The organism is Streptomyces sp. NPDC096323 (genome assembly GCF_040302845.1).
Taxonomy (GTDB): domain Bacteria; phylum Actinomycetota; class Actinomycetes; order Streptomycetales; family Streptomycetaceae; genus Streptomyces.
Genome location: NZ_JBEOSI010000001.1, coordinates 637,099 through 660,885 on the forward strand (window position 1 = coordinate 637,099; position 23,787 = coordinate 660,885).

Genomic DNA, 23,787 nt, shown 5'->3' on the forward strand with positions numbered 1-23,787 from the left:
GTCATACCGCCTTGTCGGCCGCGATACGGGCGCGCGCGTGGGCGACGGTGACCGGCCGGTCGATGAATCCGGTCCGGTGGAAGATGTCGGCGGCCTCCTGCTGCTCCGCGATGAACGCGTCGGACACGGGCTCGATCGTCCAGGGCAGCGAGGCGAGCGCGGTCTCCCAGTCGTCGGCCGATCCTCCGAGGTCGGCCGCGGCGATCTCGGCCGCCTGCCTGGGGTGGGCCGCGGCCCACTCGTCGGCGCGCCGCAGCGCCCCGGTCAGTGCCTCGACGACCTCGGGCCGGGATTCGGCGAGGTCGCGACGGGTGAAGAAGACGGACCGGTCGCTGATGACGTCGCCGGTGCGGACCAGCGTCCGCAGTCCGCCGGTGCGCCGGGCCGCCGCCAGCTCGACGCCCTGGGCGACCCAGGCGGCGATCTCACCGGTGCGCAGCAGTTCTTCACTGCCCGCGCCGCTGCGGACGGCCGTGATGTCGTCGGCGTGCGACAGACCGGCGTCGTCGAGTGCCTTGGCGACGAGGTGGGTCTGCCAGGATCCGATCGCCAGGTGCACGGTCGCGCCCTTGAGGTCGGCGACGGTGCGCAGGGGGCTGTCCTCGGGGACGAGGAGCGCGCCGTGTCCGGGGCGTGGGGCGGAGACCGCGGTGTAGACGATGTCGTGGCCGGCGGCCTGGGCGGTGACGGGCGGGGTGGAGCCGGTGCCGCCGAAGTCGATGACGCCCCGGGTCAGGAGTTCGCCCGTGCGCACGCCGTTGCTGTACGGGTGGAAGACGACGCTCTCCCCGAACGGGGCCAGCTCCTCCTGGGCGAAGCCCAGCCGGGAGAGGTGGTACAGGTAATAGAGGGACGGGTTGCTGCTGTGGACACCGATGGTGAGGGTCATTCAGATCACTCCGGCTTCGGTACGGACGGGGGTCGGAAGGGAAGGTGCGGGGGCGTCGACGCCGAGGTCGGCCAGGAGCCGCCGGCGCAGGGCCGCGAACGCGGGATCGCCCGGGTCGCGCGGCCGGTCGACGTCCACCGTCTCGTCGGTGACGAGGCGGCCGTCGCGCAGGACCGCCACCCGGTCGGCCAGCCGCACGGCCTCCTCGACGTCATGGGTGACGAGCAGGACGGCGGGGCGGTGGCGGCGGCACAGCTCGCCGACGAGGTCCTGCATCTTCAGCCGGGTCAGCGCGTCGAGGGCGGCGAACGGCTCGTCGAGCAGGAGGAGTTCGGGCTCTCTGACCAGGGCGCGGGCGAGTGCGACGCGCTGGGCCTCGCCGCCGGAGAGGGTGGCCGGCCAGGCCTCGGTGTGGCGTTCCAGACCGACTTCGGCCAGCGCCCGGAGCCCGTCGGCGGCGCGGCTGCGGGGCAGCGCGACCGTCACATTGGCCAGGACCTTCTTCGACGGGACGAGCCGGGGCTCCTGGAAGACGATGGTGCGTGCCTCGGGGACGAGCACCTCTCCCCCGTCGGCGCCGTCGAGGGCGCCGAGGATGCGCAGCAGCGTCGTCTTCCCGCTGCCGCTGGCGCCGAGCAGGGCCACGAACTCGCCGCGGGCGATGTCGAGTCGGAGATCGTCGAGGACGGCCCGGTCGCCGAAGACCCGGCGCAGTCCGCGTACCCGTACCGCGGGCGCGGAGGTGGGATCGGTGGTCATCGGGTGGCTCCCTGGGGGGTGCGCCAAGGCATCAGTAAGCGTTCCAGCAGCCGCACGAGGATGTCGGCGGTCAGTCCGAGGAGCCCGTAGACGAGGATGCAGACGGCGAGGATGTCGGTGCGGGCGTAGCTCTGTGCCTGGGACATCAGATAGCCGATGCCGGCGGTGGCGTTGATCTCCTCGGCGGCGATCAGCGCGATGACGCTGAGCGTCATGGACAGGCGCAGTCCGGCGAGCAGGGACGGCAGGGCACCGGGCAGGACGACTTCGCGTACGAGGGCGAGGCGTCCCATGCCGAAGCTCCGCATGGCTTCGAGGAGTTTCGGGTCCGTGTCGCGCACCCCGCTCGAGGTGGACACGTACATCGGGAAGGTGGTGGCGACGGCGATGAGGAGGATCTTCGCCGTCTCGTTGATCCCGAACCAGACCATGAAGAGCGGGACCAGGGAGAGGAAGGGGATGGTGCGCAGGGTCTGGAGGGAGGAGTCGAGGAGTTCGTCGCCGAGGCGGGTGAAGCCGGTGGTGATGCCGAGGGTCAGTCCGGCGGCGAGCCCGATGAGGAGGCCGAGGCCGGAGCGGGTGAGAGAGGTGGTGAGAGCGTCGGGCAGCTGGCCGTTGCCCCACAACTCACCGACGGCCCGCAGCACTTCGCCGGGCGATGCCAGGACGTCGGGGGTGAGGAGGCCGGTGGCGGAGGCCACCCACCACAGGAGCAGCAGCGCGACCGGTCCGACGGTGCGGACGGTCAGTGCGTAGCCCCGGCTGCGGGCTTTGCTGACGCGGGGGCGCGGCCGGACGAGGCCGGGGGGCGCGGCAGTGGTGTCGCTCATGTCAGCTTCCCGACGTCCAGCAGGTGGGCGGCCACGTCGACGCGGTCCTTGGTGACCTTCTGCTCCGTGTAGAACGCGGCGACGGCCTCGAAGCGCTCGATGTCCTCGGGCCCGACGGGGTCGACGGTGCCGCTCTTGGCGGTGATCGCGGTCTGGACCTCCTTGGCCTTGCCGGTCACGGCGGTCGGTCCGACGTCCGTGAACACGTTGAGGTACGCGGCCGGGTTCTGCTTCTCCTTGGCGCTGGCCTCGTGGAGGTACTGGTAGAGGGCCTTGACGACGTCGGGGTGGTCCTCGGCGAATTCGGTCCGTACGGCGTTGAGGCTGTAGTTGTCGGAGCCGATCGCCGCGCCGTCGGCGAGGAAGTGCGCCTTGCCGCTGCCGATCTCGGCGACGGCGTAGGTGGCCCAGACGGCCCAGGCATCGACCTTGCCGGCGTTGAAGACCGCCGCGGTCTGGTCCGGCCGCAGATAGACGCGGGTGACCTTGCCGGCCGGAATCCCGGCCTTGGCGAGGGCCTTGAGCAGGAGGTACTCCCCGGTGCCGCCCTGGTTGACGGCGACCTTCTTCCCCACCAGGTCGGCCACCGAGCGGATGTCCGAGCCCTCCCTGACGAGAATGCCCTCCCCCGTCGCGTCCGGGTCGACGGCGGTGAAGAACTTGAAGCCGGGCCGCTGGGCGAGCGAGGTGATGCCGGAGGTGATGGAGCCGGTGGCGATGTCCAGCTGGTCCGCGTTCATCGCCTGGGCGGCGGGGGCGAACGGGCCCGCGCTGCCGGTCCACCGCACCTTGGCGCCCGCCTTGGCCAGTGCCTTGTCGAGGCTGCCGTCCTTCTTGCCGAGGGCGAGGACACCGGAGTTGCCGGGGTCGGGGATGCGGACCGTCACCGTGGCCTTCGAACCGGGGGCGGAGCTGTCGGCCTCGGACGTGCCGCAGGCGGTGAGGGCGATGAGCGCCGAGACGGTGAGGAGCGCCGGCACGGCTGTCGTACGCAGGGGGCGGGTGGGATTCATGACGCGGGTTCCTCCGGGCTCAGGGGGGCGGGGGTGCGGCGGACCAGGGCGGCGGCGCGGCGTAGCGGCTCGGGGTCGGCCCAGGCCGCTACGTCGACCGGCTCGGGCAGGAAGCCATGGGCGCGCAACCCGGTCTCCTGCGCGGTGAGCAGGGCGAGGCGTTCGGCGGAGAGGTCGGGGTGCAGGGTCAGATGGGTGCCGGGCCGGTAAGCGCCGGCAACTCCGTCGGCGCCCGCCCCGGTCTCGGCGCCGAGGATGCGGTCGACCTCGCCGGGCTGTCCGGCGGCCCAGTCGGCCGCCCTCAGCAGGACGGCGAGGAAGCGGTCGACGAGGCCGGGGTGGTCGTCCAGGAGCTCTTGGTGGACGGTGATGGGGCGCGGGGTGCCGTTGTTGACGCGGAACCGGCGGTCGGGCAGGTCGTCGAGCTCGACGGCCACTTCGGCGCCGGTCCGGCGGGCCGCCTCGACGGCCAGCGCGCCCTTCACGTACACGGCGTCCACGTCTCCGCGTCGCAGTGCCGCGAGTTCGGCCTCCCACTGACCCTTGTCCCCGGCGGCGGGTACGTCGACGAACGAGGCGTCCGCCGGCCCGAGCGCGGCGGAGGCGAGCGCCCCTTCGAAGCCGCGCAGGGCCATGGCCCGCCAGAAGTCGATGGCGATGTCGTGCCGCGGCACGGCGAGCCGCAGCCCGCGCAGTGCGGCGGCGCCCCGGAGGCCGGAGCCGGGCGCGACCAGGACGGTCTGCCGTTCCTCGATCCAGGTGAGTCCGATCAGCCGGGTGCGCTCGCCCCGCGAACGGGCCCACAGGGCGGGGACGTTGCCGCCCTCCCGGAAGAGGCCGGGCAGGGCGTGGGTGAAGTGCGCGGCGCGGTCGGCGCCGGGGGAGACGTCCTGGAGGGAGCGCACGGAGATGCCGTCGGAGGCGAACTCGTCGGTGAGCCACTGCCGGTCGGCGGCGATGCCGGTGGCGGTGGGAACGGGACAGCGGGTGAACCAGAGGGTGCGGGGCAGGACGGCATGCGTCATGGGGACTTCCCGTGATCGGCGAAGCGGGGGGTGCGAGCAGGGGCACGTCACGTACGTCCCCGAGCGGGGAGGTACGTGCGGCGGGGCCCGTGGCGCGTCGGGGCGACGCGTCCGGCCCGGGGAAGGCGGGGTGTGCGGGGAGGGTCAGCGACAGGCGGCGCTGGACACGCGGGCCAGGTCGATGTGACGGCGCAGCGTGAGGGCGGGCCGGACCGGAGCGGTGTGGGCGGGGGGCGCGGATCGGCGGCCGGCCATGGCACTGCTCCCTTCAGCTCGTCGGTGGTGACGGCTGCAGCCTGCCACGGGGCGGCGCCCGCCCACAACTCGCTTCCCATGATGTGGGATTGCGTATGAACGGCGTATTTCATCAGTCGGTTCCGGCCCGGACCGACTCCCGTAATGTGGCAACGTCGAACCCCGCACCCCACGAGCGGAGAGTGAAACCCCATGACCGAGACCGCCGCAGTGCGCGCTCCCGGCGGGGCGCAGGCGGTACAGCGCGCCCTGGACGTCCTGCACTGTTTCCATGACAACGGCCCCGATCTGAGCGCCTCCGATCTGGCCCGCCGTCTCACGCTCTCGGTCTCCACCGCCCACCGTCTGGCGCGCACCCTTCTCGGTGCCGGGTTCCTGGAGCAGGACGCCCGGACGTCCCGTTACCGGCTGGGGCCCGCCGTGACCGAACTGGGCCGGCTCTCCTATCACCAGCGCGGTCTCCATCTGGCCGCCCCCGAGCTGGCCGATCTCGCCGAGCGCACGGGCGCCACCGCCGACCTGGCGCTGCGCAGCGGACCGCACGCGGTGATCGTCGCCGGCGGTTCGGTGACTCCCAAGGTGGGGCTGCGCCGGCCGCTGCACTCCACGGCGCTCGGCAAGGTCCTGCTGGCCTGGGCGGGGCCGGGCGAGGGCGGTCCGTCCTCGCTGCCGCCGCTGCCCGCGTTCACCGACCGGACGATCGTCGAACCGGCGGCCCTGGAGGCGGAGCTGGCCCGCGTACGGTCCGACACCTATGCCGTCAACGACGGCGAGTCGGCCCATGGAGTGCGAACCCTGGCGGTCCCCGTGCTGGACGGCGCCGGCTATGCCCGTTTCGCCCTGGCGGTACGGGCGACCCCGTCCGTGATCACCGAGGCACGCGTCGACTGGTTCCTGGCGCAGGCGCGTTCCTGCGCCCGCGCGCTGGAGGTGCTGCTGCTGTCACCGGCGGAGCGCCGGCCGCCGCCCGCGCCATGAGCCCTCACCGGCCCTCGCTGTCAGTCACGCATGGGACGATATGAGTCGCTCCGGCCGGACGACGGGCGGGCGCGGCGGCAAGGCGGCAAGGCGGCGGGGACAGAAGGTACGACATGACTGAGGCCGGGTCCACGGAGGGCGGGGCGCCGACCGGGCGGGCCGCCCGGGAGCTCCTGGCGCGGGCCGACGGGCTGCTGGAAGCCGCGCGTGGCGTGTTGGCGGACCACACCCGTGCGATCGGCGCCGTGCGCACGGCCCTGGATCCGCTCCTCGACGCCCTCGTCCGCGAGGAGCTCGCGGCCATCCCGGTGTCCCGGCTCAAGGACGTCACCGAGGGCCGGCTGCGCCTCGGGGCGGTGGAGCAGGCCGGTTTCACGACGGTGGCGCAGGTGTACGGGGCGGGCCGTTACGAGCTCCGCCAGATTCCCGGCGTCGGCGCGCAGACGGCCGACCACACCCTGGCCGCGGCGGGCCAGATCGCGCACGCGGTGCGGGACACCGTCGCCCTGCGGATAGACGTGGACACCCCCGACGATGCCACGACCGCCCTGGTCACCGCGTTGTACCGGCTGGTCGAGGCCGGCCCGGACGTGCGCCGGGCGGTGGACGGGGCCCGGCGGCTGGCCGGCCGTCTGGAGCCGCTGCTGGCTGCCGCCGGACCCGCGCGGGGCCGGCTGCGGATGGTCTTCACCCGGCGGCAGGTCCGGGCGCGGGTGCTGGAGGCGGTGGCCTCGGTGCGCTCGGCCGTGGCCGACGCGGTGGAGCGCGAACTCCCGTTGCTCTTCAATCAGGTGTCGGTCGACCTGCTGCGGGAGGCGGAGTCCGACGTCGCGGCCTGGGTCGACTTCGAGCTGCGGTCCGCGGAGTACTACAGCCTGCTGGCCGAGATGTCCGGCACCGGCCCCGACCGGGACGCGGCCGAGGGGTTCCTGCCGTCCGGGATCGCGGACCGGGTCCGCGGGCTGCGGCTGGACGACGCCCGGCTGCGGGTCTCGTTGCGCGGCTACCAGTCCTTCGGCGCACGCTTCGCGCTCGCGCAGAAGCGGGTGATCCTCGGCGACGAGATGGGGCTCGGCAAGACCGTGCAGGCCATCGCCGCGCTGGCCCATCTCGCGGCGCGCGGGGAGACGCACTTCCTGGTGGTGTGCCCCGCGAGCGTTCTGATCAACTGGACGCGGGAGATCCGCGCCCGCTCCACGCTGCGGGCCCTGCCGGTGCACGGTCCGCAGCGGCACGACGCGTTCGGCGAGTGGCGCGACCACGGCGGGGTCGCCCTGACCACGTTCGACGCGCTGCACACCCTCCCCCCTGCGGGCGACAGCGGGGTGCGGCCCGGCATGCTCGTCGTCGACGAGGCCCACTACGTCAAGAATCCGGCCACCCGTCGCGCCCGCGCGGTGTCCGGCTGGTCGGAAGGGACCGAGCACGTCCTCTTCCTGACCGGCACCCCGATGGAGAACCGGGTGGAGGAGTTCCGCAGCCTCGTCCGCCAGCTCCGGCCCGAACTGGCTCCCTCCGTCAACACCACGCACGGCGTCGCCGGTTCGCACGCCTTCCGCCGGGCCGTCGCCCCCGCCTATCTGCGCCGCAACCAGCAGGACGTACTCACCGAACTGCCCGCCCTCGTGCAGGTCGACGAGTGGGAGGAGTTCAGCGAGGCGGACCAGCGGGCCTACCGCGAGGCCGTGGCAGCCGGGCACTTCATGCGGATGCGCCGGGCCGCGTACGCCCACCCGGCCACCTCCGCGAAACTGAACCGGCTGCGCGAACTCGTCGCGGAGGCCGCGGGCAACGGCCTGAAGGTCGTCGTCTTCTCCTACTTCCGCGAGGTACTGGAAACCGTCCGGCAGTCCCTGGAGGGAGAGGTGTCCGGCCCCCTGTCGGGGAGCGTCCCGGCCGCGCGGCGGCAGGAGCTGATCGACGGCTTCGCCGCGGCGGACGGCCACGCGGTGCTGCTCAGCCAGATCCAGGCGGGCGGGATCGGTCTGAACATGCAGGCCGCGTCGGTCGTCATCCTCTGCGAGCCTCAGATCAAGCCCACGATGGAGCACCAGGCCGTCGCCCGCGCGCACCGGATGGGCCAGATACGCACGGTCCAGGTGCACCGGCTCCTCGCGACGGACAGCGTCGACCAGCGGATGCTCGACATCCTGGCCCGCAAGGAGCGGCTGTTCGACGCGTACGCACGGCGCAGCGACGTCGCCGAGACGACGCCGGACGCCGTGGACGTGTCGGACGGTTCGCTGGCCCGCCGCATCGTCGAGGAGGAGCAGCAGCGTCTGGCCGCTGTGACGGACGCGGCCGTCGTGCCACAGCCGTAGTTCCGCGTGGGGGTCACCGGCAGTCCGTCGAAGACGACTCCAGCGGTACTCCGTCCGTGGGTCAGACGTGCTCGACGATATGGCCGTCGTTGAGTTCGAGCACCCGGTCGGCCAGGCCCAGCAGCTGCGCGTCGTGCGTGGCGACCAGCGCCGTCACGCCCTCGGCCCGCACCACGGCTCGCAGCAGCTCCATCACCGCCAGCCCGGTCTCCGCGTCCAGCTGGCCCGTCGGTTCGTCGGCGATCAGCAGGGCGGGCCGGTTGGCGAGTGCGCGGGCGATGGCGACACGTTGCTGCTGGCCGCCGGAGAGCTCACCGGGGCGCTGCTCCGCGTGTGCGGCGAGCCCCACCAGCGCGAGGAGCAGCTCGACCCGCTCGTCGCGCTCCTTCGGATCGGTTCTGCGCAGCCGCATCGGCACCCCGACGTTCTCGGCGGCCGTCAGGATCGGGATCAGCCCGAAGGACTGGAAGATGAAGCCGATCCGGTCGCGGCGCAGCTCCAGCAGGCCTTCCTCACCGAGGTCCGCCAGAGCGGTACCGCCCACGGTGACGCGGCCCTCGTCGGGGGAGTCGAACCCGCCGACCAGGTTGAGGAGTGTCGTCTTGCCGGAGCCCGACCTGCCCTTGAGTGCGACCAGCTCACCGCGCCCCACCTCGAAGGAGACGCCGCGCAGTGCGTGGACGGCAGCGGCCCCTGTGCCGTAGGAACGATGCAGGTTCTCCACCCGCACCATGGGTTCCCGGTCGCTGCCCGCTGCGAAGGCCGTGCCGGCGTGTGCGCTGATGCTCTCTGTCATGAAGTGTCCCCCGTACGGAATCGGTCCGGCCAAGTATGTGCAAGGACGCGCGTCCGGGCAATTGCTTCAGGCGGTCGCGGCCGCATGCCCGGGCATGCGGTCGCGGCCTCCCGGGTGCCGGTGGCGCCACACCCAGAACACCGTGCAGGAGACCAGGGACCAGGCGGCGAGCACGAGGAAGGGAAGCAGCTTCTGATGGCCCTGGTAGTAGACGGCGGTGTGCTGGGCGTTGACGGAGGCGCCCGGCGGCAGCCAGCGTCCGATGTGCCCCAGCAGCGACGGCAGCAGTGGCCAGGACACGGCTCCGCCGGAGGACGGGTTCCCCACGATCACCATCAGCCCCCAGGTCGGGAGCATGGCCCAGCGCCGCATCAGGGTGTTGAACATGGTGAAGACCATGCCCGAGGTGAACATCGTGAACGCCAGGATCAGCCAGGACTCCGCGAACGGCAGATCGACCGCGCCCAGCCACCAGTCCACCACCGCGGCGATGGCGAAGGCACCCAGCAGCGAGTAGAGAACCGTGAACCAGATCCGTTCCAGCGGGTTCAGGCTCCTGGCGTGCACACTCAGCTGGATGGCGCCCACGAAGCCGATGATCACGGCAGCCAGGGAGATGTAGAAGAGCGCGAGCCCGCGCGGGTCGCCCTTCTGCAGCGGTTTGACGTCCGCGACGGTGACCGGGATACCGAGCGTGTCCCCCACCTTCAGCGCCGATTCGGCGAGGAGCTGGGCGACGGCGGCGCCCGAGGCACTGGCCACATCGAGTGACACCCCACGGCTGCCGGACCGCACGATGGCGAAGACCTCCTGTTCCTCCATCGCCTCGCGCGCCGCGGCGGGGGTCCTGTACACATGGAGGTCGAGGGAGGCGTCCAGCGCCTTGTCCATCGCGGCGACGAACTCCTTGCCACGTGCCGTCTCCGGCGGACTCACCACGGCGGCCGGAATCCGGTGAGGGGTGGGGTTGGCCATCGCGTACGTGTACGAACCGGCGAAGAGCCCGGCGGCTCCCGCGAGGATGAACACCAGGACCAGCGCCGGAAAGTAGGGCGACTCCTTGAAGCCCTCCCATTTCTCCCGCCGGGTCAGCGGCCTGCCGTGCGCCCCGTGGTGCGCCGCGTCCGGCCCGCCGTGAGGCGCCTCGCCGGGCCCGCCGTGGTGCGCCTCGTCCGGCCCGCCGTGAGGCGCCTCGCCGGGCCCGCCGTGGTGCGCCTCGTCCGGCCCGCCGCCCGGCGCGCTCATGTGTCACCGTCCTCGTCGTGGCGGGCACGGCTCGGCTGCACGCGCTTCGGTTCGCCCGGCATCTTCGGGTACTCCGGCGGGTAGGGCAGGTCGCCTGGGCCGCCGTCGCTCGCATGCCGGTCGGCGAGCTCCAGCAGCGCGTCGAGCCGGAAGGCCTCCTGGTCCATGTCGGCGTGCACGTCGCCCTGTTCCGCGTACCGCGCCGGCATGGTCCGGATGTCGAAGTCGCGGGGTTCGGCGTCCTCGATCTCGTCCCAGCGCAGCGGGGCCGACACCGGGGCGTGCGGGAAGGGCCGCACCGAATAGGCGGAGGCGATCGTGCGGTCCCGGGCCGTCTGGTTGTAGTCGACGAAGATGCGCTCGCCGCGCTCCTCCTTCCACCAGGCGGTGGTCACGCGGTCGGGCATCCGGCTCTCCAGCTCGCGCCCCACCGCGATGGCCGCCCGCCGGACCTCGGTGAACGTCCAGCGCGGCTCGATGGGCACGAAGACGTGGATGCCGCGCCCGCCGGAGGTCTTGGGCCAGCCGCGCACGCCGTGCTCGTCCAGGACGGAGCGCAGTTCGAGGGCCGCCCGGACCGCGTCGGCGTAGTCGGTGCCGGGCTGGGGGTCGAGGTCGATGCGCAGTTCGTCGGGGTGGTCGGTGTCTCCGCCGCGGACCGGCCAGGGGTGGAAGGTGAGCGTGCCGAGGTTGGCGGCCCACAGGACGGCGGCCACCTCGGTGGGGCACATCTCGCGGGCGGACCGGCCGCTCGGGAAGGCGATCTCGGCGGTGGGGATCCATTCGGGGAGGTTCTTCGGGGCGCGTTTCTGATAGAAGAACTCGCCCTCGACCCCGTCCACGAACCGTTGGAGCGTCGTGGGCCGGTTGCGCAGGGCACGCAGGATTCCGGGGCCCACGGCCAGGAAGTACTCGGCCACGTCCCTCTTCGTGTACCCCTTCTCCGGGAAGTAGATCTTGTCCGGATTGGACAGTCTTACCGCCCGTCCCGCCGCTTCCAGCTCCACCGCTTTGACCGCTGCTGCCATGTCGGCCACGGTAGGCGGGGCACACATATGCCGCATATCGGAGGACTCCGGTCGCCGTACGGTCCACAATCGGGGCATGGACCTGCCGGTGATGCCGCCCGTGAAGCCGATGCTCGCGAAGTCCGTGAAACAGATCCCGGCCGGGATGCAGTACGAGGCGAAGTGGGACGGCTTCCGGGCGATCGTGCACCGGGACGGTGACGACGTGGTCATCGGCAGCCGCACCGGCAAGCCTCTGACCCGCTACTTCCCCGAGCTGGTCACCGCGGTCCGGGAGAATCTGCCGCCGCGCTGCGTCGTCGACGGCGAGATCGTGATCGCGTTCGACGGGCGGCTCGACTTCGGCCGGCTCAGCGAGCGCATCCACCCCGCCGACTCCCGGGTGCGTCTGCTGGCCGAGCGCACCCCGGCGAGCCTGGTGGCCTTTGACCTCCTCGCCCTGGGCGACGAATCACTCATGGACACCCGGCAGGCGGACCGCCGGACGGTGCTGGAGGCCGCGCTCGCCGACGCCTCGGCCCCGGTCCATCTCGCTCCGGCCACCACCGATCCGGCGGTGGCGCGGGAGTGGTTCGAACAGTACGAGGGGGCGGGTCTGGACGGGGTCGTCGCCAAGCCGATCGATCTCCCGTACCGGCCGGACACCCGCTCTATGTACAAGATCAAGCACGAGCGCACCGCCGACTGCGTGGTGGCGGGCTACCGCTTCCACAAGAGCGGTCCGGTCGTCGGCTCGCTGCTGCTCGGGCTGTACGACGACCGGGGCGGCCTCCAGCACGTCGGTGTGTGCGCGGCCTTCCCGATGAAGCGCCGAGCCGAGCTGGTCACCGAACTCGAGCCCCTGGTGACCGATGTCGCCGGTCATCCATGGGGTTCCTGGGCCGACGCCGAGGCGCACGAGGAGTCCCGGCTGCCCGGTGCGCCGAGCCGCTGGGCGGGGAAGAAGGACATGTCCTGGGTCGCGGTGCGTCCGGAGCGGGTCTGCGAGGTCGCGTACGACCACATGGAGGGAGAACGCTTCCGGCACACCACCCAGTTCCGCAGGTGGCGGCCGGACCGCACCCCCGAAAGCTGCACGTACGCGCAGCTGGAAGAGGTGGTGCGGTACGACCTGGCCGAGGTGCTGTCGGCGGACGTCTGACGAAGGCGCCCGCCGGGGATCAGCCGGCGGGCGGCGGCACCGAGGCCGTCGAGCAGGGCTCCTCGGTCTCCGTGGGGTCGGGTGACGGCGTGGCCTCCGGGGTCTGAGACGGGTCCGGAGAGGCGGGGTCCGTCGGGCAGCCGGGCTCGCCCGGGTCCGGCGGCGTGACACTGGGGTCGGGGGTGGTGCCGGGGTCCGGGGTGGTGCTCGGGTCGGGGGTCGTCGTCGGGTCGGGGCTCGCGGAACCCGTGTCGGTGGGATCGGGTGTGCCGAGGTCCGTGGGTTCGCCGGGGTCCGGGGACTCCGTGTCGCCCGGCGAGGGAATAGTGCCCGGGTTCACGCTTCCCGGTGTTGTCGGACGCGGGGAGCGGCCGGGCTGCGGACCGACCTCGATGCCGCCGCCACTGCCGCCTCCCGCACCGTCACCGGCCGCGCCCGCGCCGCCCACGCGGTGCTCTGGTTCGCCCGGGCCGCCGGCGCCGGGGCTCGTCGGCACCGTGCCCTTGCCGTCGGGCACCACATGGATGCCGTTGCGGTAGAACGCCAGCCAGGACAGCACGGTGCGCAGGTAGGTGTCCGAGTGGTTGTAGCTCAGGATCGCCCGGTCGAGGCCGGCGCGCACCGACAGATCGCGGGTGCCCGCGCAGAGATAGGCCCCGGCCGCCAGGGACGCGTCGTAGACGTTGTTCGGGTCGCTGCGGCCGTCGCCGTTGCCGTCCCGCGCCCAGTGCGCCCAGGTCGACGGGATGAACTGCATGGGACCGACCGCCCGGTCGTAGGTCTTGTCCCCGTCGTATCCGCCGCCGTCCGTGTCGGGGATGTTGGCGAAACCGGCGCCGTTGAGCACCGGTCCCAGGATCGGGGAGAGCGTCGTGCCGCCGGCGTCCACCCGGCCGCCGCTCGCGTGGCCGGACTCGACCTTGCCGATCGCCGCGAGCAACTGCCACGGCAGCCGGCAGCCCGGGTCACTGTGCCGGAGTGTGCCCTCCGCCCTGCGGTAGGCGGCGAGCACCGTGGACGGGATGCCCGCCTCGGCCCACGACTGGACCGTGGCCTTGTTCCGCTTGACGCCGGGCTTCGGCGGTTCGGGGGTCTTCAGGGGCGGGAGTTCGGTGTGGTACGAGTCGTCGTTGGCGACCTTCGACCACGTGACCTCGTCCGACTCCGTCTCCGTCTTCTGTTTCCGCGGCTCGTCGTGCGCGACGAGTCCCGGCGCCTGGGACGCGGTGAGCGCTGCCATCGCGGCGACGGCGGCTGCGGTGCCCCCGATTCCGCGGCGCATGGTGCCCTTGAACCTCATGCGTGCTCTCCTCTCCCCCGGGTCACCGGGTGAACGTGTCGATGGCGGAGATCCGCCAGGTGCCGCCCCGGCGCACCGCGTCCACGGCGAACATGGCGGCCGCGTACGTGGTCTCCTCCGCCTTCCCCGTACGGGTGTTGCTCTGGTCGGCGAAGATGATCAGCCGGGCCCGGTCGCCGTTCAGCAGCTCCACACCGCTCTCGGTGACGGTCGTGGTGAGGACGAGCTTCTGCTTCGGCGCCTGCGCCCGTACCTCGGCGAGCATGTCCTCGTGCTGCTGGACGGCCCTGCCCGTCAGGAACTTCTTCACCGCGGTGTCGGCCTTGGCCGGCGAGGCGTAGTTGTACGAGAACACGGCGCCGACGGCCTCGGTGATCTGTCCCTTCACCTCGCTGGTGCGGCTGATGTCGGTGAGGGCGGTGTTCTGCCGGCTCGGATCGTCGTTCAGGGTGCCGGCGGAGGTGAACGCCCAGGCGGCGAAGGCGCCGAGGAGCACGGTCGCGGCGCACAGCACGGCGGGCAGCCTGATGCGGAGGCGGGGCGGCCGGCCGGAGTGCGGCTCCGCCTCCTCCGCCTTCTTGTGTTCCTTCTTCTGCCGGGGCGCTTCCTGCCGGTCCTCCGCAGCGGGTTCGCGTACGGGGGCGGGCGCGGCACTCCGTTCGGCCGCGACGGTGGCCAGGCGGCGCTGGCGGTTGACGAGGTGACGGGTCGTCGACATGTCCGGGGTCCTCTCGGTGCGGGGTGGGAGCCGGTGACGTCAGCCGGCGGTGTTGCCTACGGGCGCCTGGCCGAGGGCGCTGAGCTTCCATCCCTCGGGGGTGCGGGTGAGCTGGCCCAGCATCCGGCTCTCCTTCACCGCCGGTTTGCCCTTGGGCGCGGTCACGGTCACCCGCAGCGCCACCATCACGCCCGCCTTGCCGGCCCGGTCGTCGAGCTCGGTGACCGCGCCGGACAGCACCTTGGCCGTGCTGACGGTCTTCGCCTCCCTGATCTGTTTCACGAACCCGTCCCGCCCGTCGACGAGTTGCTGGTGCAGGTCCCCGGTGGTGGAGTCCTCCCAGCTGTCGAGCCCCTTGTCGAGCTGCTCGTGATCGAGCGTGTTCATGTTCTGCACGGCCTGCTCGCCGGCGGCCAGCGCGTCGTCGCGGACCTGGGCGTACGCGGCCGCGTCGTCGTGCTCCGCCTGGTACCAGGAGACTCCGCCCCACCCCGCGGCTCCGGCCGCCGCGACGGTCAGCACGATCGCTGCCGCCACCAGCGGGTTCCTCGTCATCCCTACCCGTGCCATCGTTGCCTCTCCCTGCCGGCTGATCCGTGCTGTGGGCTGCTCCGCGCGCTGCCGTCGCGGCGCTATCTCGAGTTGATCTCGACGATCGTCCAGCGCCCGTCGCGCAGTCGGGCGGTGACCGAGAGCTGGGCGGCGGCCCTGCTGGCGGCCTTCCCCTTGCGTTCGTAGACCTGGTCCAGGAAGACGAGCAGGTGGGCGCTGTCGTCGGTGAGCCGTGTCACCCCGGCCCGTACGACATGGGTGGTGAGCGTGAGCTTCTGGTCGGCGGCCTGCTTCTCGACCTGGCCGAACAACGCGGCGTAACTCTGGAGTGCCTTGCCGGCGAGGAGTTGCTTCGCCGACTCCTTGGTGACGCCGGTGGCCTCGGGGCTGTACGAGAACACCTTGCCGAGCGCGTTGGTGACATCGCCCGCGACCCGGGTCGTCGCCCGGCTGTCGGTCAGCGCCTTGTTGGAGGTGGCGGGGGTATCGCGCAGCTGACGCCCCGCCGCGAAGAGTCCGCCGCCGGCCAGGAGCAGTGCCACGACCAGGACTCCGGCCGCCACCCGGAGCAGCCGGCGGCCCGCGCCGGGCGCCTGCTCGTCCTCGCCGGGCCCGGCGTCCGCCGTGCTGTCCGCACCGTCCCCCACGTCCGCCGCGATGGCGCCCTCCGGATCCGTGCCGGTGGCCATGACCGTCGCCCCTGTCTGCCGCTTCATGTGCCGCTCCCGACCGCGATCGCCGTGAGCGCCTTGACCTTCCAGCCGTCGGCGGTCCGGCCGAGGGTGGCCTCGAAGCGTTTGCGTTCGGTGCCGCCCTTTCCGGTGCGCGGGGTGACCTCGACATCGACGGTCGCGATCATCTCCGCGGTGCCGGTCCGCTCGTCGAGTGCGGTGAGCGCCGCGTCGGTGACCTTTCCGCGCGCGGTGGTGCCGGACTTCGTCAGTTCGTCCGCGTCCTTGGACCGGGTGCGCGCCAGCTGCTCGTGGAGCGGCCCGGTCGAGGAGTCGAGCCACGTCCCGAGCCCGGCCTCCACGGTCGTGCCGCTCTTTGCGTCCAGGCTGTTGAGCCGGGCGAGGTGCAGCTTCCCCGCTGCCAGGGCGGTGTCCCTGCTCTTGGCGTACGCCAGGTCGTCGTCGCCGCGCGCCTGCGCGTACGACCAGCCGCCCAGTGCGCAGATCAGTACGGCGGCGAGCAGGACGGCCCAGCCGCCCAGGGTCTTGGTACGGGATGTCATGCGCCGCCTCCCTGACCGAGGCCCAGCAGGCCGGCCATGCCCCCGGCGGCCGGGGCGGAATCCGGGCGGACGCCGAGCGCGCCCGGGAGCCGGGCCTGCGTGTCGTCGGACAGGAGCATCGAGCCGGGCTTGGCCGGCGGGCCCAGGGCCCCGCCCTTCGGGGCGTTCGCGCTGCCGCGGACGTTGATGCCGGTTCCGGGTGACGAGGTGCAGCGGGCCTTGGTGTTGAGGGCGGGCCCGGCGGTGACGTCGAGGCCGTTGCGGTAGGTCGTGCCGCCGTAGCCGGCGGTGCAGGGCAGCGGCTCGAAGAACGTGACCGACATGCCGAACCTGGCACCGTCCTCGTCGACCGCGCTGGAGCCCGCTGCCACGACGGCGGGGAGTTTCACCAGCAGTTCCTCCAGTCCGCGCTGCCGGGTGACGGCCACGTCCGAAGTGGTGAGGAGGTTGGCGACGACCACGCCGAGGCTCGGGTCGACGTCCCGCAGCAGTCCGCTGATCTGGCTGGTCGCGTCGGGAGCCGCCGCGATGAGCTCGCGCAGATCGGTGTCGGAGCCCTTGAGCTCGGCGGCGAGTTCCTTCGCCCCCGAGGCGAACCCCTTGAGCGCGTCGCCCTGTTCGGCCTGGGTACGCAGCACGGTCTCGCCGTCGATCATCAGCCGGGTGTTGACGGGCAGTGCGTCGTCGGCCGCCCGGACGAAGTCGCTGCCGGTGTCCAGCAGCACCTGGAGGTCGTCGCCCCGGCCCTCGAAGGCGGTGCCGAACTCGTCGACGACGGTGCGCAGCGATTCCAGGTCGACGGAGCGGGCGAGGTCGTCGACGCCGGTGAGCACATCGGTGACGGGCGCCGGAACGGTGGTGTCGGCCTGGTCGATGACGGAGCCGTTCGCCAGGTACGGGCCTTCGGAGCGGGTCGGCCGCAGATCGACGTACTGCTCCCCGACCGACGAGAGGTTGGCGACGACTGCTTTCAGCCCGTCGGGGATGCGCGGGGCGTCCTTCTCGATGCGCAGTTCGGCTTCCACCCCGTCGTCGGTGAGCTCGATGGGGCCGACCCTGCCGACGGAGACGCCCCGGTAGGTGACGTTGGAGTGGGTGAACAGGCCGCCGGTCCGCGGGAGCTGGACCTTGACGGTGTAGTAGCCGCGCATGCCGATGTAGTGGCCGAGGTCGGCGTAGCGGACTCCCAGATAGCCGAGGACGAGTACGGCGATGATCAGGAAGGCGAGGTTCTTGAGCCGGATGGCCGGGGTGATCATCGGTTGCTCCCCTTCGTCGTGGGGGTGACCGGGGGAAGGGGCAGCGGCAGGGCCGCGCCGGACTTCTTGGCCGTGTTGCCCGAGGCCGCCGGGGGTGTGCTGCCGGCCGGGTCGAGCGGCGGAATGATCTGGGTGCCGGGCAGGGCCGTCACATCCAGGTAGACGTTGAGGTAGTCGCCCTTCACGCCGCGCAGCACCTCGTCCGTGAACGGGTAGGTGAGCAGCACCTGGAGGGAGTCGGGCAGGTCCTGGCCGGAGTCGGCGAGGGCCTGGAGGGTGGGGGCGAGTGCCTTGAGGTCGGCGACCATGTCGGCCTTGCTCTTTTTGACCGTGTCGACGGCGACGGTGGAGAGCGTGTCGAGGGAGCTCAGCATCGTCATGAGCGAGCCGCGCTGCTTCTCCAGGACCTTCATGCCGGGGCTGAGCCCGGTGAGGACGGTGCCGACGTCGTGTTTGCGGGTGGCGAGGGTGGCGGAGAGCCGGTTGACCCCGTCGAGGGCATCGGTGATGTCCTCCTTGTGGCCGTCGAGATCGGTCACGAGGGTGTTGACGCGCTTGAGCATGGAGCGGACCTGGGGTTCCTGCCCGGCGAGTGCCTTGTTGAGTTCGGTGGTGATGGTCTTGAGCTGGTTGATGCCGCCGCCGTTGAGGAGCATCGACAGGGCCCCGAACACCTCCTCGACCTCCGGGTTCCGGTTGGTCCTGGTCAGCGGGATGCGGGCGCCGTCGGCGAGGGCTCCGGTGGCGGTGCCGGTGGCGGGCGGGGAGAGCTGGATGTACTTCTCGCCGAGGAGGCTGGACTGCTCCAGGTGTGCGTAGGCGTTCGCGGGCAGTCTGATCCCTCCGTTGACCCGCATGGTGACCTTGGCGTTCCAGCTGCCGGAGGCCAGGGAGATCTTGGTGACGCGGCCGACGGCCACGTCGTTGACCTTGACCGAGGACTGCGGGGCGAGGCTCAGTACGTCCGCGAACTCGGCGGTGATCTCGTACGGGTGATCGCCCAGGTCAGCGCCGCCGGGCAGGGCCACCTGGTCGATGCCGGTGAATGCCGGCAGGTCGACCGTGGTGGCGACCAGGGCCAGGCCGACGCCCACGGCGAGCACGGCGGCGACGCCGGTCACGCGGGCGCCGGGTCTGTGCAGCGCGCTGCTCATCGCGTCGCCCCCTCCTTCTGCGTGGCGGACTTCTGCGTGGCGGACTTCTCGGGCGTGCCGTAGACGGTGCCGACGGCGGGCAGCGGCAGTGCGGGCAGGGCCTTCTGCCGGGTGGCGCCCACCGGTGAGAGTCCGGCCAGGCCGGCCGGCTCGTCGGTGAGCGGTCCCCCCATGGAGAGTTCGTTGAGGTTGGTACGGCCGTTGAGCGTGCGGTTCAACGGGTCGTAGGCGTTGAGCACGTTGCCCGCGGCGAGCGGCAGCGTGTCCATGGACTCGGCGAGCGAGGCCCGCTGGTCGACCAGCGTCTGGGTGATCGGCACGAGGGCGTCCACGTTGGCCTTCAGGGCACCGCGGTTCTTCTGGATGAAGGTCTTGACCTGGCCGAGGGCCGTGCCCAGTTCCTTCAGTGCCGCGCTGAGGTTCTTCTTGTCGTCGGCGAGGAATCCGGTGACCGAGTTGAGCTGTTGTTCGGCGACGCGGACGTTGCCGTCGTTGTCCTTCAGCATCGTGGTGAACGTCTGCAGGTAGGACAGCGTGTCGAAGAGGTTCCCGCTGCTCTTGTCGAGGGTTTTCGTCGCCTTGCCGAACTGTTCGATGGAGTCCCCGATGGCCTTTCCGTTGCCGTCGAGGTTCTTGGCGCCGGTGTCCAGCAGCTTCGCCAGCGCGCCGTTGGCGTTGGCGCCGTCGGGGCCGAGCGCGGTGGAGAGTTCCGTGATGGAGGCGTAGAGCTGGTCGACCTCGACGGGGGTCGCGTTGTTCGCGGCCGGCAGCTCGGCTTCGTCGTCCAGCACCGGTCCTCCGCTGTAGGCGGGGGCGAGCTGGACGTACCGGTCGGCGACCAGGCTGGGGGCGACGACCACGGCGTGTGCGTCCTCGGGCACCTTGACGCCCTTGTCGACGCGGAGGACGACCTTGACCTCCTTCCCCTTCGGCTGCACCGATTCGACCCTGCCGACCTTCACTCCGAGGACCCGCAGGTCCGATCCGGCGTAGACCCCGGTGGCCTGGTCGAAGTAGGCGGTGACGGTCGTGGTTCCCTCCTCGTCCATGGCCATCACCCCGGTGGTGGCCGCCACGGCCACGACGGCGAGTCCGGCGCCGATGCCGACGATGCGCGTGAGTCTCATGTCAGCGGCCGCCTTGCTGCTTGGGTGGCATGCATCCGGTCGCCGGAGGCGTGCCGGCGGGCAGGTAGTTCTTGGGGACGACCCCGCAGACGTAGTTGTCGAACCAGCGGCCGCTGCCCAGGGTGTTGCCGACGAGCCGGTTGTAGGACCCGGCGAGCGACAGCACCTTGTCGAGGCTCTTGCGGTTCTTGACCAGGACGGCGGTGACCCGGCCGAGCGAGTCCAGGGTGGGCTTCAACTGCTTGTTGTTGTCCGCGACCAGGCCGGTGAGCTGGGTTCCCAGGTTCCGGGTGCCGGTGAGCAGCAGATGGATGGAGTCGCGACGGGCCTGGATCTCGCCGAGGAGCAGATTGCCGTCCTCCAGCAGGGTTTCGAAGCTGCTCTTCTTGCCGGCGAGGGTTTTCGTGAGCTGTTTGCTGCCCTTGAGCAGGGTGGCCAGCTGGGCGTCGCGCTTGGAGACCGTCAGGGAGAGGGCGGAGAGCCCGTCGGCGGCGCTCTTCACGTCGGGTGGTGAGTCCTTGAAGGTGGCGGAGATCGTCTCGAAGCTCTTGGCGAGCTGCTCGGTGTCGATCTCCCCGATGGTCTCGCCCAGGCCGTTGAACGCCTGCGTGACGTCGTACGGGGACGTCGTGCGGCTCGCGGTGATACGCAGCTCCGGGTCCTGGGGGCCGGTGCCGAGCGGGTCGACGGCGAGGTACTTCTCGCCGAGGAGTGTCTTGATGGCGATGCCGACGGTGGAGGAGTCGCCGATCCAGGCGTCCTTGACCCGGAAGCTCACCTTGACCTTGGCGCCGTCGAGCGAGACGCCGGTGACCTCGCCGACCTTGACGCCGGCGATCCGCACCTCGTCGCCCTCCGCGAGGCCCGCCGATTCGGTGAAGTCGGCGGTGTAGGTGGTGCCGCCGCCGATGAAGGGCAGCGAGTCGGCGCGGTAGGCGCCGAACCCGACGAGGGCCAGGACGAGGAGTCCGACGATGCCGATGGCGACGGGACTGCGGTCCCGCAGGGGTCTGATGCTCATGCCAGGCACCTCGGCTGGGTGATCGTGATCCCGGTGGGCGGCGCGCTGCCGTCCTCGGTGGTCACACCGCGGACCTTGGCCTCGCAGAGGTACAGGTTGAGCCAGGAGCCGTACGAGGCGAGGCGGCTGATCGCCTCCATCTTGGCCGGGGTCCTCTTCAGGAAGTTCTCGATCTGCGGGGCGCCCTGGTCGAGCTGACCGGACAGACGCCCCAGTTGCCTGATGTCGTCCTTGAGGGGCTTACGGCCGTCCTGGAGCAGGTCGGCGGTGACCGTGGTGAGCGCGCCCATGGCCTTGACGGCCTGTCCGAGCGGTTTGCGGTCGCCGGAGAAGCCCGTGACGAGCTTCTGGAGCGTGTCGACCAGATCGTCGAAGCCGGCTTCCCGGTCGTTCACGGTCTTCAGCACCGTGTTGAGGTTCTTGACCACCTCGCCGATCACCTTGTCCTTGGCCGCGACCGTGCTGGTCAGGGAGCCGACGTGCTGGAGGATGCTGTCGACGGTGCCGCCCTCGCCCTGGAGCACCTGGACGATGGAGCCCGCGAGCTGGTTGACGTCCGGAGGCGACAGCCCTTCGAAGAGCGGCTGGAAGCCGTTGAAGAGCTGGGTCAGGTCGAGCGCCGGTGTGGTGCGGGCGAGCGGAATGGTCTCTCCGGCGGGGAAGCTCGTGCCGACCGGGCCCGCCCCCTGGTCGAGGTCGATGTACCGCTGGCCGACCATGTTGAGGTACTTGATCGAAGCGGTCACCGAAGCGGGCAGCTTCCGTCCCTTGCGGACGGCGAAGCCGACCTCGGCGACCCGTCTGTCGGCGACCTCGATGGACTCGACCTGCCCGACCTTGACCCCGGCGATCCGGACGCTGTCACCGACGATCAGCCCGGTGGCGTCCGCGAACCTGGCCTTGTACGTCGTGGTGTCGCCGACCCCGGTGTTGGCGATGGACAGACCGAGGACGGTGGTGGCCAGGACGGTCACCAGGATGAAGACGATCGATTTCGCGAGCGGTCCCGCGAGGGAGCGGCGCTTCACTTGAGTTTCACCTCCGCACCGCGGAAGGCCGGACCGATGAGCACGCTGCTCCAGTCGGGCAGGGTCTGCGGCTGGACCTTCAGTGAGGGAGCGACCAGCTCGTTGACGAGCCGGCTCTCCTGCGGGGAGTTGGGCATGCCGAGTGCGGCGTCCTGGGCCGCCGGCACGGTGACGGTCCGCTCCCGGGCGTTGGCCGCGCCGCCGGGGGCGGGCGAGCCGGCCGCCCGCCCGGCGGCGGTGGGCACGGCCGTCCCGACGTACGGCACGGAGTAGCAGTGCGGGCCGCCGGTGGCGTCGTACACGGGGGTGTCCGCGCCGGGCACGTACTTCCCCCGGGACTTCACGGACTTGAGCGTGACGTGCAGGCCGGGCCGGTCCGTTCCCTTGCCCAGCGCCTTGTCCATCGCCGGGACGAAGCCGGCCATGGTCCGCAGGGTGCAGGGGAATTCGGCGGAGTACTTCGCCAGGAGCTCCAGCGTCGGCCTGCCGGTGGCGGAGAGCCGGATCAGGTTGTCCTTGTTCTCCCTGAGGAAGGAGGTGACGTCCCGGGCGGTGGCGGTGGTGGAGCCGTAGAGGTCGGCGAGTTCCGCCTGCTGTTCGGCGATGGTGCCGCTGGTGGTGGTGAGGTCGGTGAGGGCGTCCAGGACATCGGGCGCCGCGTCCGCGTACACCCTGCTCACCTTGACGAGTTCCTTGATGTCGGCGTTGAGCGTGGGGAGCTGGGGGTTGAACTTCTGGAGGTGGGCGTCGAGCGTGACGAGGGTGTCGCCGAGCTTCTCGCCGCGCCCCTGGAGTGCCTGGGATACCGCGTTGAGGGTGGCGGAGAGCTTCTCGGGCTTCACCGCGGTCAGCAGCGGCAGGACGTTGTCGAGCACCTCTTGAAGTTCGATGGCGTTGCTGGAGCGGTCCTGCGGGATGACGGCTCCGGCCCGCAGCGTCTGCGCGGAGGGGACGGCCGACGGCACGAGAGCCACGAACCGTTCGCCGAACAGGGTGGTGGGCAGCATCTGGGCGGTCACGTCGGCCGGAATCCGTTCGAGCCGGCCGGGCTCGATCGCGAGGGTCAGCCGGGCGCCCTCGCCGTCGGCCGCGATGTCGCGGACGTGTCCGATGACGACTCCTCGTAGCTTCACATCGGCGTTGTCGTGCATCTCGTTGCCGACGCTTCCGGTGCGTACGGTCACGGTCGCGTCGTCGCTGAACTCCTTCTCGTACACGGCGACCGACACCCATATGAGGAGGGCGGGCACCAGCAGGAAGGCGACTCCGGCGGCCCTGCGGCCGGCCGTCCGTGAGGTCCGGTTCTTCATCATCCGGCCACCTTCACGGTCGTCGTGGCGCCCCAGATCGCGAGGGAGAGGAAGAAGTCGGTGACGCTGATCAGCACGATGGCGTTGCGCACCGACCGGCCGACCGCCACGCCCACCCCGGCGGGGCCGCCGGTGGCGTGGAAGCCGTAGTAGCAGTGCGCGAGGATCACCATCACGCTGAAGATCAGCACTTTGAGCACCGACAGCAGGACGTCCTGCGGGGAGAGGAAGAGATTGAAGTAGTGGTCGTAGGTGCCCGCCGACTGTCCGTTGAACAGGACGGTGACGTAACGGGAGGCGAGGTACGAGGAGAGCAGCCCGATCGCGTACAGCGGGACGATCGCGACGACGCCGGCGATGATGCGGGTGGTGACGAGGTAGGGCATGGACCGCACGCCCATGGACTCCAGGCCGTCGATCTCCTCGTTGATCCGCATGGCGCCGAGCTGGGCGGTGAAGCCCGCGCCGACGGTCGCGGAGAGGGCGAGTCCGGCGACGAGCGGGGCGATCTCGCGGGTGTTGAAGTAGGCGGAGACGAACCCGGTGAAGGCCGCGGTGCCGATCTGGTTGAGGGCCGCGTAACCCTGGAGGCCGACGACGGTGCCGGTGGCGAGCGTCATCGCGATCATGACACCGATGGTGCCGCCGACGACCCCGAGCCCACCGCTGCCGAAGGCGACTTCGGCGAGCAGGCGCTGCACCTCCTTGAGGTAGCGGCGCAGGGTCCGGGGGATCCAGACCAGCGCCCGTACATAGAAGGTGAGTTGGTCTCCGGACCGGTCGAGCCAGCTGAGCATCGACATC

24 protein-coding genes are annotated in these 23,787 nt (G+C 71.4%); 3 read left to right on the forward strand and 21 right to left on the reverse strand.

What is annotated here, in order from left to right:
* Position 1: 1 nt before the first annotated feature.
* The 6 genes from ABTX18_RS02840 to ABTX18_RS02865 all read right to left on the reverse strand — a co-directional run bounded on the left by ABTX18_RS02840 (position 2) and on the right by ABTX18_RS02865 (position 4,771).
* The gene (locus ABTX18_RS02840) at positions 2-889 is read right to left on the reverse strand and encodes an ABC transporter substrate-binding protein (protein ID WP_352120930.1); all 888 of its coding nucleotides are present in this window, start codon (positions 887-889) and stop codon (positions 2-4) included.
* Positions 890-1,648, reverse strand: coding sequence for an ABC transporter ATP-binding protein (locus tag ABTX18_RS02845; protein ID WP_352120931.1), 759 nt, complete (start codon positions 1,646-1,648; stop codon positions 890-892).
* Entirely contained in the window at positions 1,645-2,478 is an 834-nt protein-coding gene (locus ABTX18_RS02850) for an ABC transporter permease (RefSeq protein ID WP_352120932.1), read from the reverse strand. Before ABTX18_RS02850 ends, ABTX18_RS02845 begins: the two co-directional genes overlap by 4 nt.
* On the reverse strand, positions 2,475-3,491 hold the full coding sequence (locus ABTX18_RS02855) for an ABC transporter substrate-binding protein (RefSeq protein ID WP_352120933.1): 1,017 nt from the start codon (positions 3,489-3,491) through the stop codon (positions 2,475-2,477). Before ABTX18_RS02855 ends, ABTX18_RS02850 begins: the two co-directional genes overlap by 4 nt.
* Positions 3,488-4,516: an ABC transporter substrate-binding protein gene (locus tag ABTX18_RS02860; RefSeq protein ID WP_352120934.1), complete on the reverse strand. Its 1,029-nt coding sequence runs from the start codon at positions 4,514-4,516 to the stop codon at positions 3,488-3,490. Before ABTX18_RS02860 ends, ABTX18_RS02855 begins: the two co-directional genes overlap by 4 nt.
* Before the next feature lie 144 nt (positions 4,517-4,660).
* Positions 4,661-4,771, reverse strand: a complete 111-nt coding sequence (locus tag ABTX18_RS02865) for a putative leader peptide (protein ID WP_352120935.1) — start codon at positions 4,769-4,771, stop codon at positions 4,661-4,663.
* 192 nt (positions 4,772-4,963) lie between these two features.
* On the opposite strand from ABTX18_RS02865, the gene ABTX18_RS02870 reads away from it, so the two are divergent.
* Both ABTX18_RS02870 and ABTX18_RS02875 read left to right on the forward strand, forming a co-directional pair.
* Positions 4,964-5,749: an IclR family transcriptional regulator gene (locus ABTX18_RS02870; protein WP_352120936.1), complete on the forward strand. Its 786-nt coding sequence runs from the start codon at positions 4,964-4,966 to the stop codon at positions 5,747-5,749.
* Between the two features lie 113 nt (positions 5,750-5,862).
* Positions 5,863-8,070, forward strand: coding sequence for a DEAD/DEAH box helicase (locus ABTX18_RS02875; protein ID WP_352120937.1), 2,208 nt, complete (start codon positions 5,863-5,865; stop codon positions 8,068-8,070).
* Between the two features lie 61 nt (positions 8,071-8,131).
* Here ABTX18_RS02875 and ABTX18_RS02880 read toward each other — a convergent pair whose 3' ends face one another.
* From ABTX18_RS02880 to ligD, 3 genes are all read right to left on the reverse strand, one after another.
* Entirely contained in the window at positions 8,132-8,866 is a 735-nt protein-coding gene (locus tag ABTX18_RS02880) for an ABC transporter ATP-binding protein (RefSeq protein WP_352120938.1), read from the reverse strand.
* A gap of 66 nt (positions 8,867-8,932) precedes the next feature.
* Entirely contained in the window at positions 8,933-10,111 is a 1,179-nt protein-coding gene (locus ABTX18_RS02885) for an ABC transporter permease (protein WP_352120939.1), read from the reverse strand.
* On the reverse strand, positions 10,108-11,118 hold the full coding sequence (ligD, locus tag ABTX18_RS02890) for a non-homologous end-joining DNA ligase (RefSeq protein WP_352121155.1): 1,011 nt from the start codon (positions 11,116-11,118) through the stop codon (positions 10,108-10,110). Before ligD ends, ABTX18_RS02885 begins: the two co-directional genes overlap by 4 nt.
* A 97-nt stretch (positions 11,119-11,215) precedes the next feature.
* Between ligD and ABTX18_RS02895 the strand changes: the two genes are divergently transcribed.
* Positions 11,216-12,280 carry an ATP-dependent DNA ligase gene (locus ABTX18_RS02895; RefSeq protein ID WP_352120940.1) on the forward strand — a complete coding sequence of 355 codons (1,065 nt, stop codon included), beginning with the start codon at positions 11,216-11,218 and terminating at the stop codon, positions 12,278-12,280.
* Positions 12,281-12,299: 19 nt separating this feature from the next.
* Here ABTX18_RS02895 and ABTX18_RS02900 read toward each other — a convergent pair whose 3' ends face one another.
* From ABTX18_RS02900 to ABTX18_RS02955, 12 genes are all read right to left on the reverse strand, one after another.
* Positions 12,300-13,580 (reverse strand): lytic murein transglycosylase, encoded by a 1,281-nt coding sequence (locus ABTX18_RS02900; RefSeq protein WP_352120941.1) that lies wholly within the window; start codon positions 13,578-13,580, stop codon positions 12,300-12,302.
* A 22-nt stretch (positions 13,581-13,602) separates the two neighbouring features.
* A complete protein-coding gene (locus ABTX18_RS02905; protein ID WP_352120942.1) occupies positions 13,603-14,298 on the reverse strand; it encodes a hypothetical protein in 696 nt (231 codons plus the stop codon).
* Positions 14,299-14,337: 39 nt separating this feature from the next.
* Complete coding sequence (locus ABTX18_RS02910; protein ID WP_352120943.1) at positions 14,338-14,868, reverse strand: Rv1363c family protein; 531 nt, start codon at positions 14,866-14,868, stop codon at positions 14,338-14,340.
* A 62-nt stretch (positions 14,869-14,930) separates the two neighbouring features.
* A complete protein-coding gene (locus tag ABTX18_RS02915; RefSeq protein WP_352120944.1) occupies positions 14,931-15,566 on the reverse strand; it encodes a flagellar basal body-associated FliL family protein in 636 nt (211 codons plus the stop codon).
* Positions 15,563-16,084 carry a hypothetical protein gene (locus ABTX18_RS02920; RefSeq protein WP_352120945.1) on the reverse strand — a complete coding sequence of 174 codons (522 nt, stop codon included), beginning with the start codon at positions 16,082-16,084 and terminating at the stop codon, positions 15,563-15,565. The genes ABTX18_RS02915 and ABTX18_RS02920 overlap by 4 nt, the downstream gene beginning before the upstream one ends.
* The gene (locus tag ABTX18_RS02925; RefSeq protein WP_352120946.1) at positions 16,081-17,343 is read right to left on the reverse strand and encodes an MCE family protein; all 1,263 of its coding nucleotides are present in this window, start codon (positions 17,341-17,343) and stop codon (positions 16,081-16,083) included. Before ABTX18_RS02925 ends, ABTX18_RS02920 begins: the two co-directional genes overlap by 4 nt.
* The gene (locus ABTX18_RS02930; RefSeq protein ID WP_352120947.1) at positions 17,340-18,497 is read right to left on the reverse strand and encodes an MCE family protein; all 1,158 of its coding nucleotides are present in this window, start codon (positions 18,495-18,497) and stop codon (positions 17,340-17,342) included. The genes ABTX18_RS02925 and ABTX18_RS02930 overlap by 4 nt, the downstream gene beginning before the upstream one ends.
* A complete protein-coding gene (locus ABTX18_RS02935) occupies positions 18,494-19,624 on the reverse strand; it encodes an MCE family protein (protein ID WP_352120948.1) in 1,131 nt (376 codons plus the stop codon). The genes ABTX18_RS02930 and ABTX18_RS02935 overlap by 4 nt, the downstream gene beginning before the upstream one ends.
* Before the next feature lies 1 nt (position 19,625).
* Entirely contained in the window at positions 19,626-20,645 is a 1,020-nt protein-coding gene (locus tag ABTX18_RS02940; RefSeq protein WP_352120949.1) for an MCE family protein, read from the reverse strand.
* Positions 20,642-21,673 carry an MCE family protein gene (locus ABTX18_RS02945; protein ID WP_352120950.1) on the reverse strand — a complete coding sequence of 344 codons (1,032 nt, stop codon included), beginning with the start codon at positions 21,671-21,673 and terminating at the stop codon, positions 20,642-20,644. Before ABTX18_RS02945 ends, ABTX18_RS02940 begins: the two co-directional genes overlap by 4 nt.
* On the reverse strand, positions 21,670-22,983 hold the full coding sequence (locus ABTX18_RS02950) for an MCE family protein (protein WP_352121156.1): 1,314 nt from the start codon (positions 22,981-22,983) through the stop codon (positions 21,670-21,672). Before ABTX18_RS02950 ends, ABTX18_RS02945 begins: the two co-directional genes overlap by 4 nt.
* A complete protein-coding gene (locus tag ABTX18_RS02955; protein WP_352120951.1) occupies positions 22,983-23,786 on the reverse strand; it encodes an MlaE family ABC transporter permease in 804 nt (267 codons plus the stop codon). Before ABTX18_RS02955 ends, ABTX18_RS02950 begins: the two co-directional genes overlap by 1 nt.
* Position 23,787 lies beyond the last annotated feature (1 nt).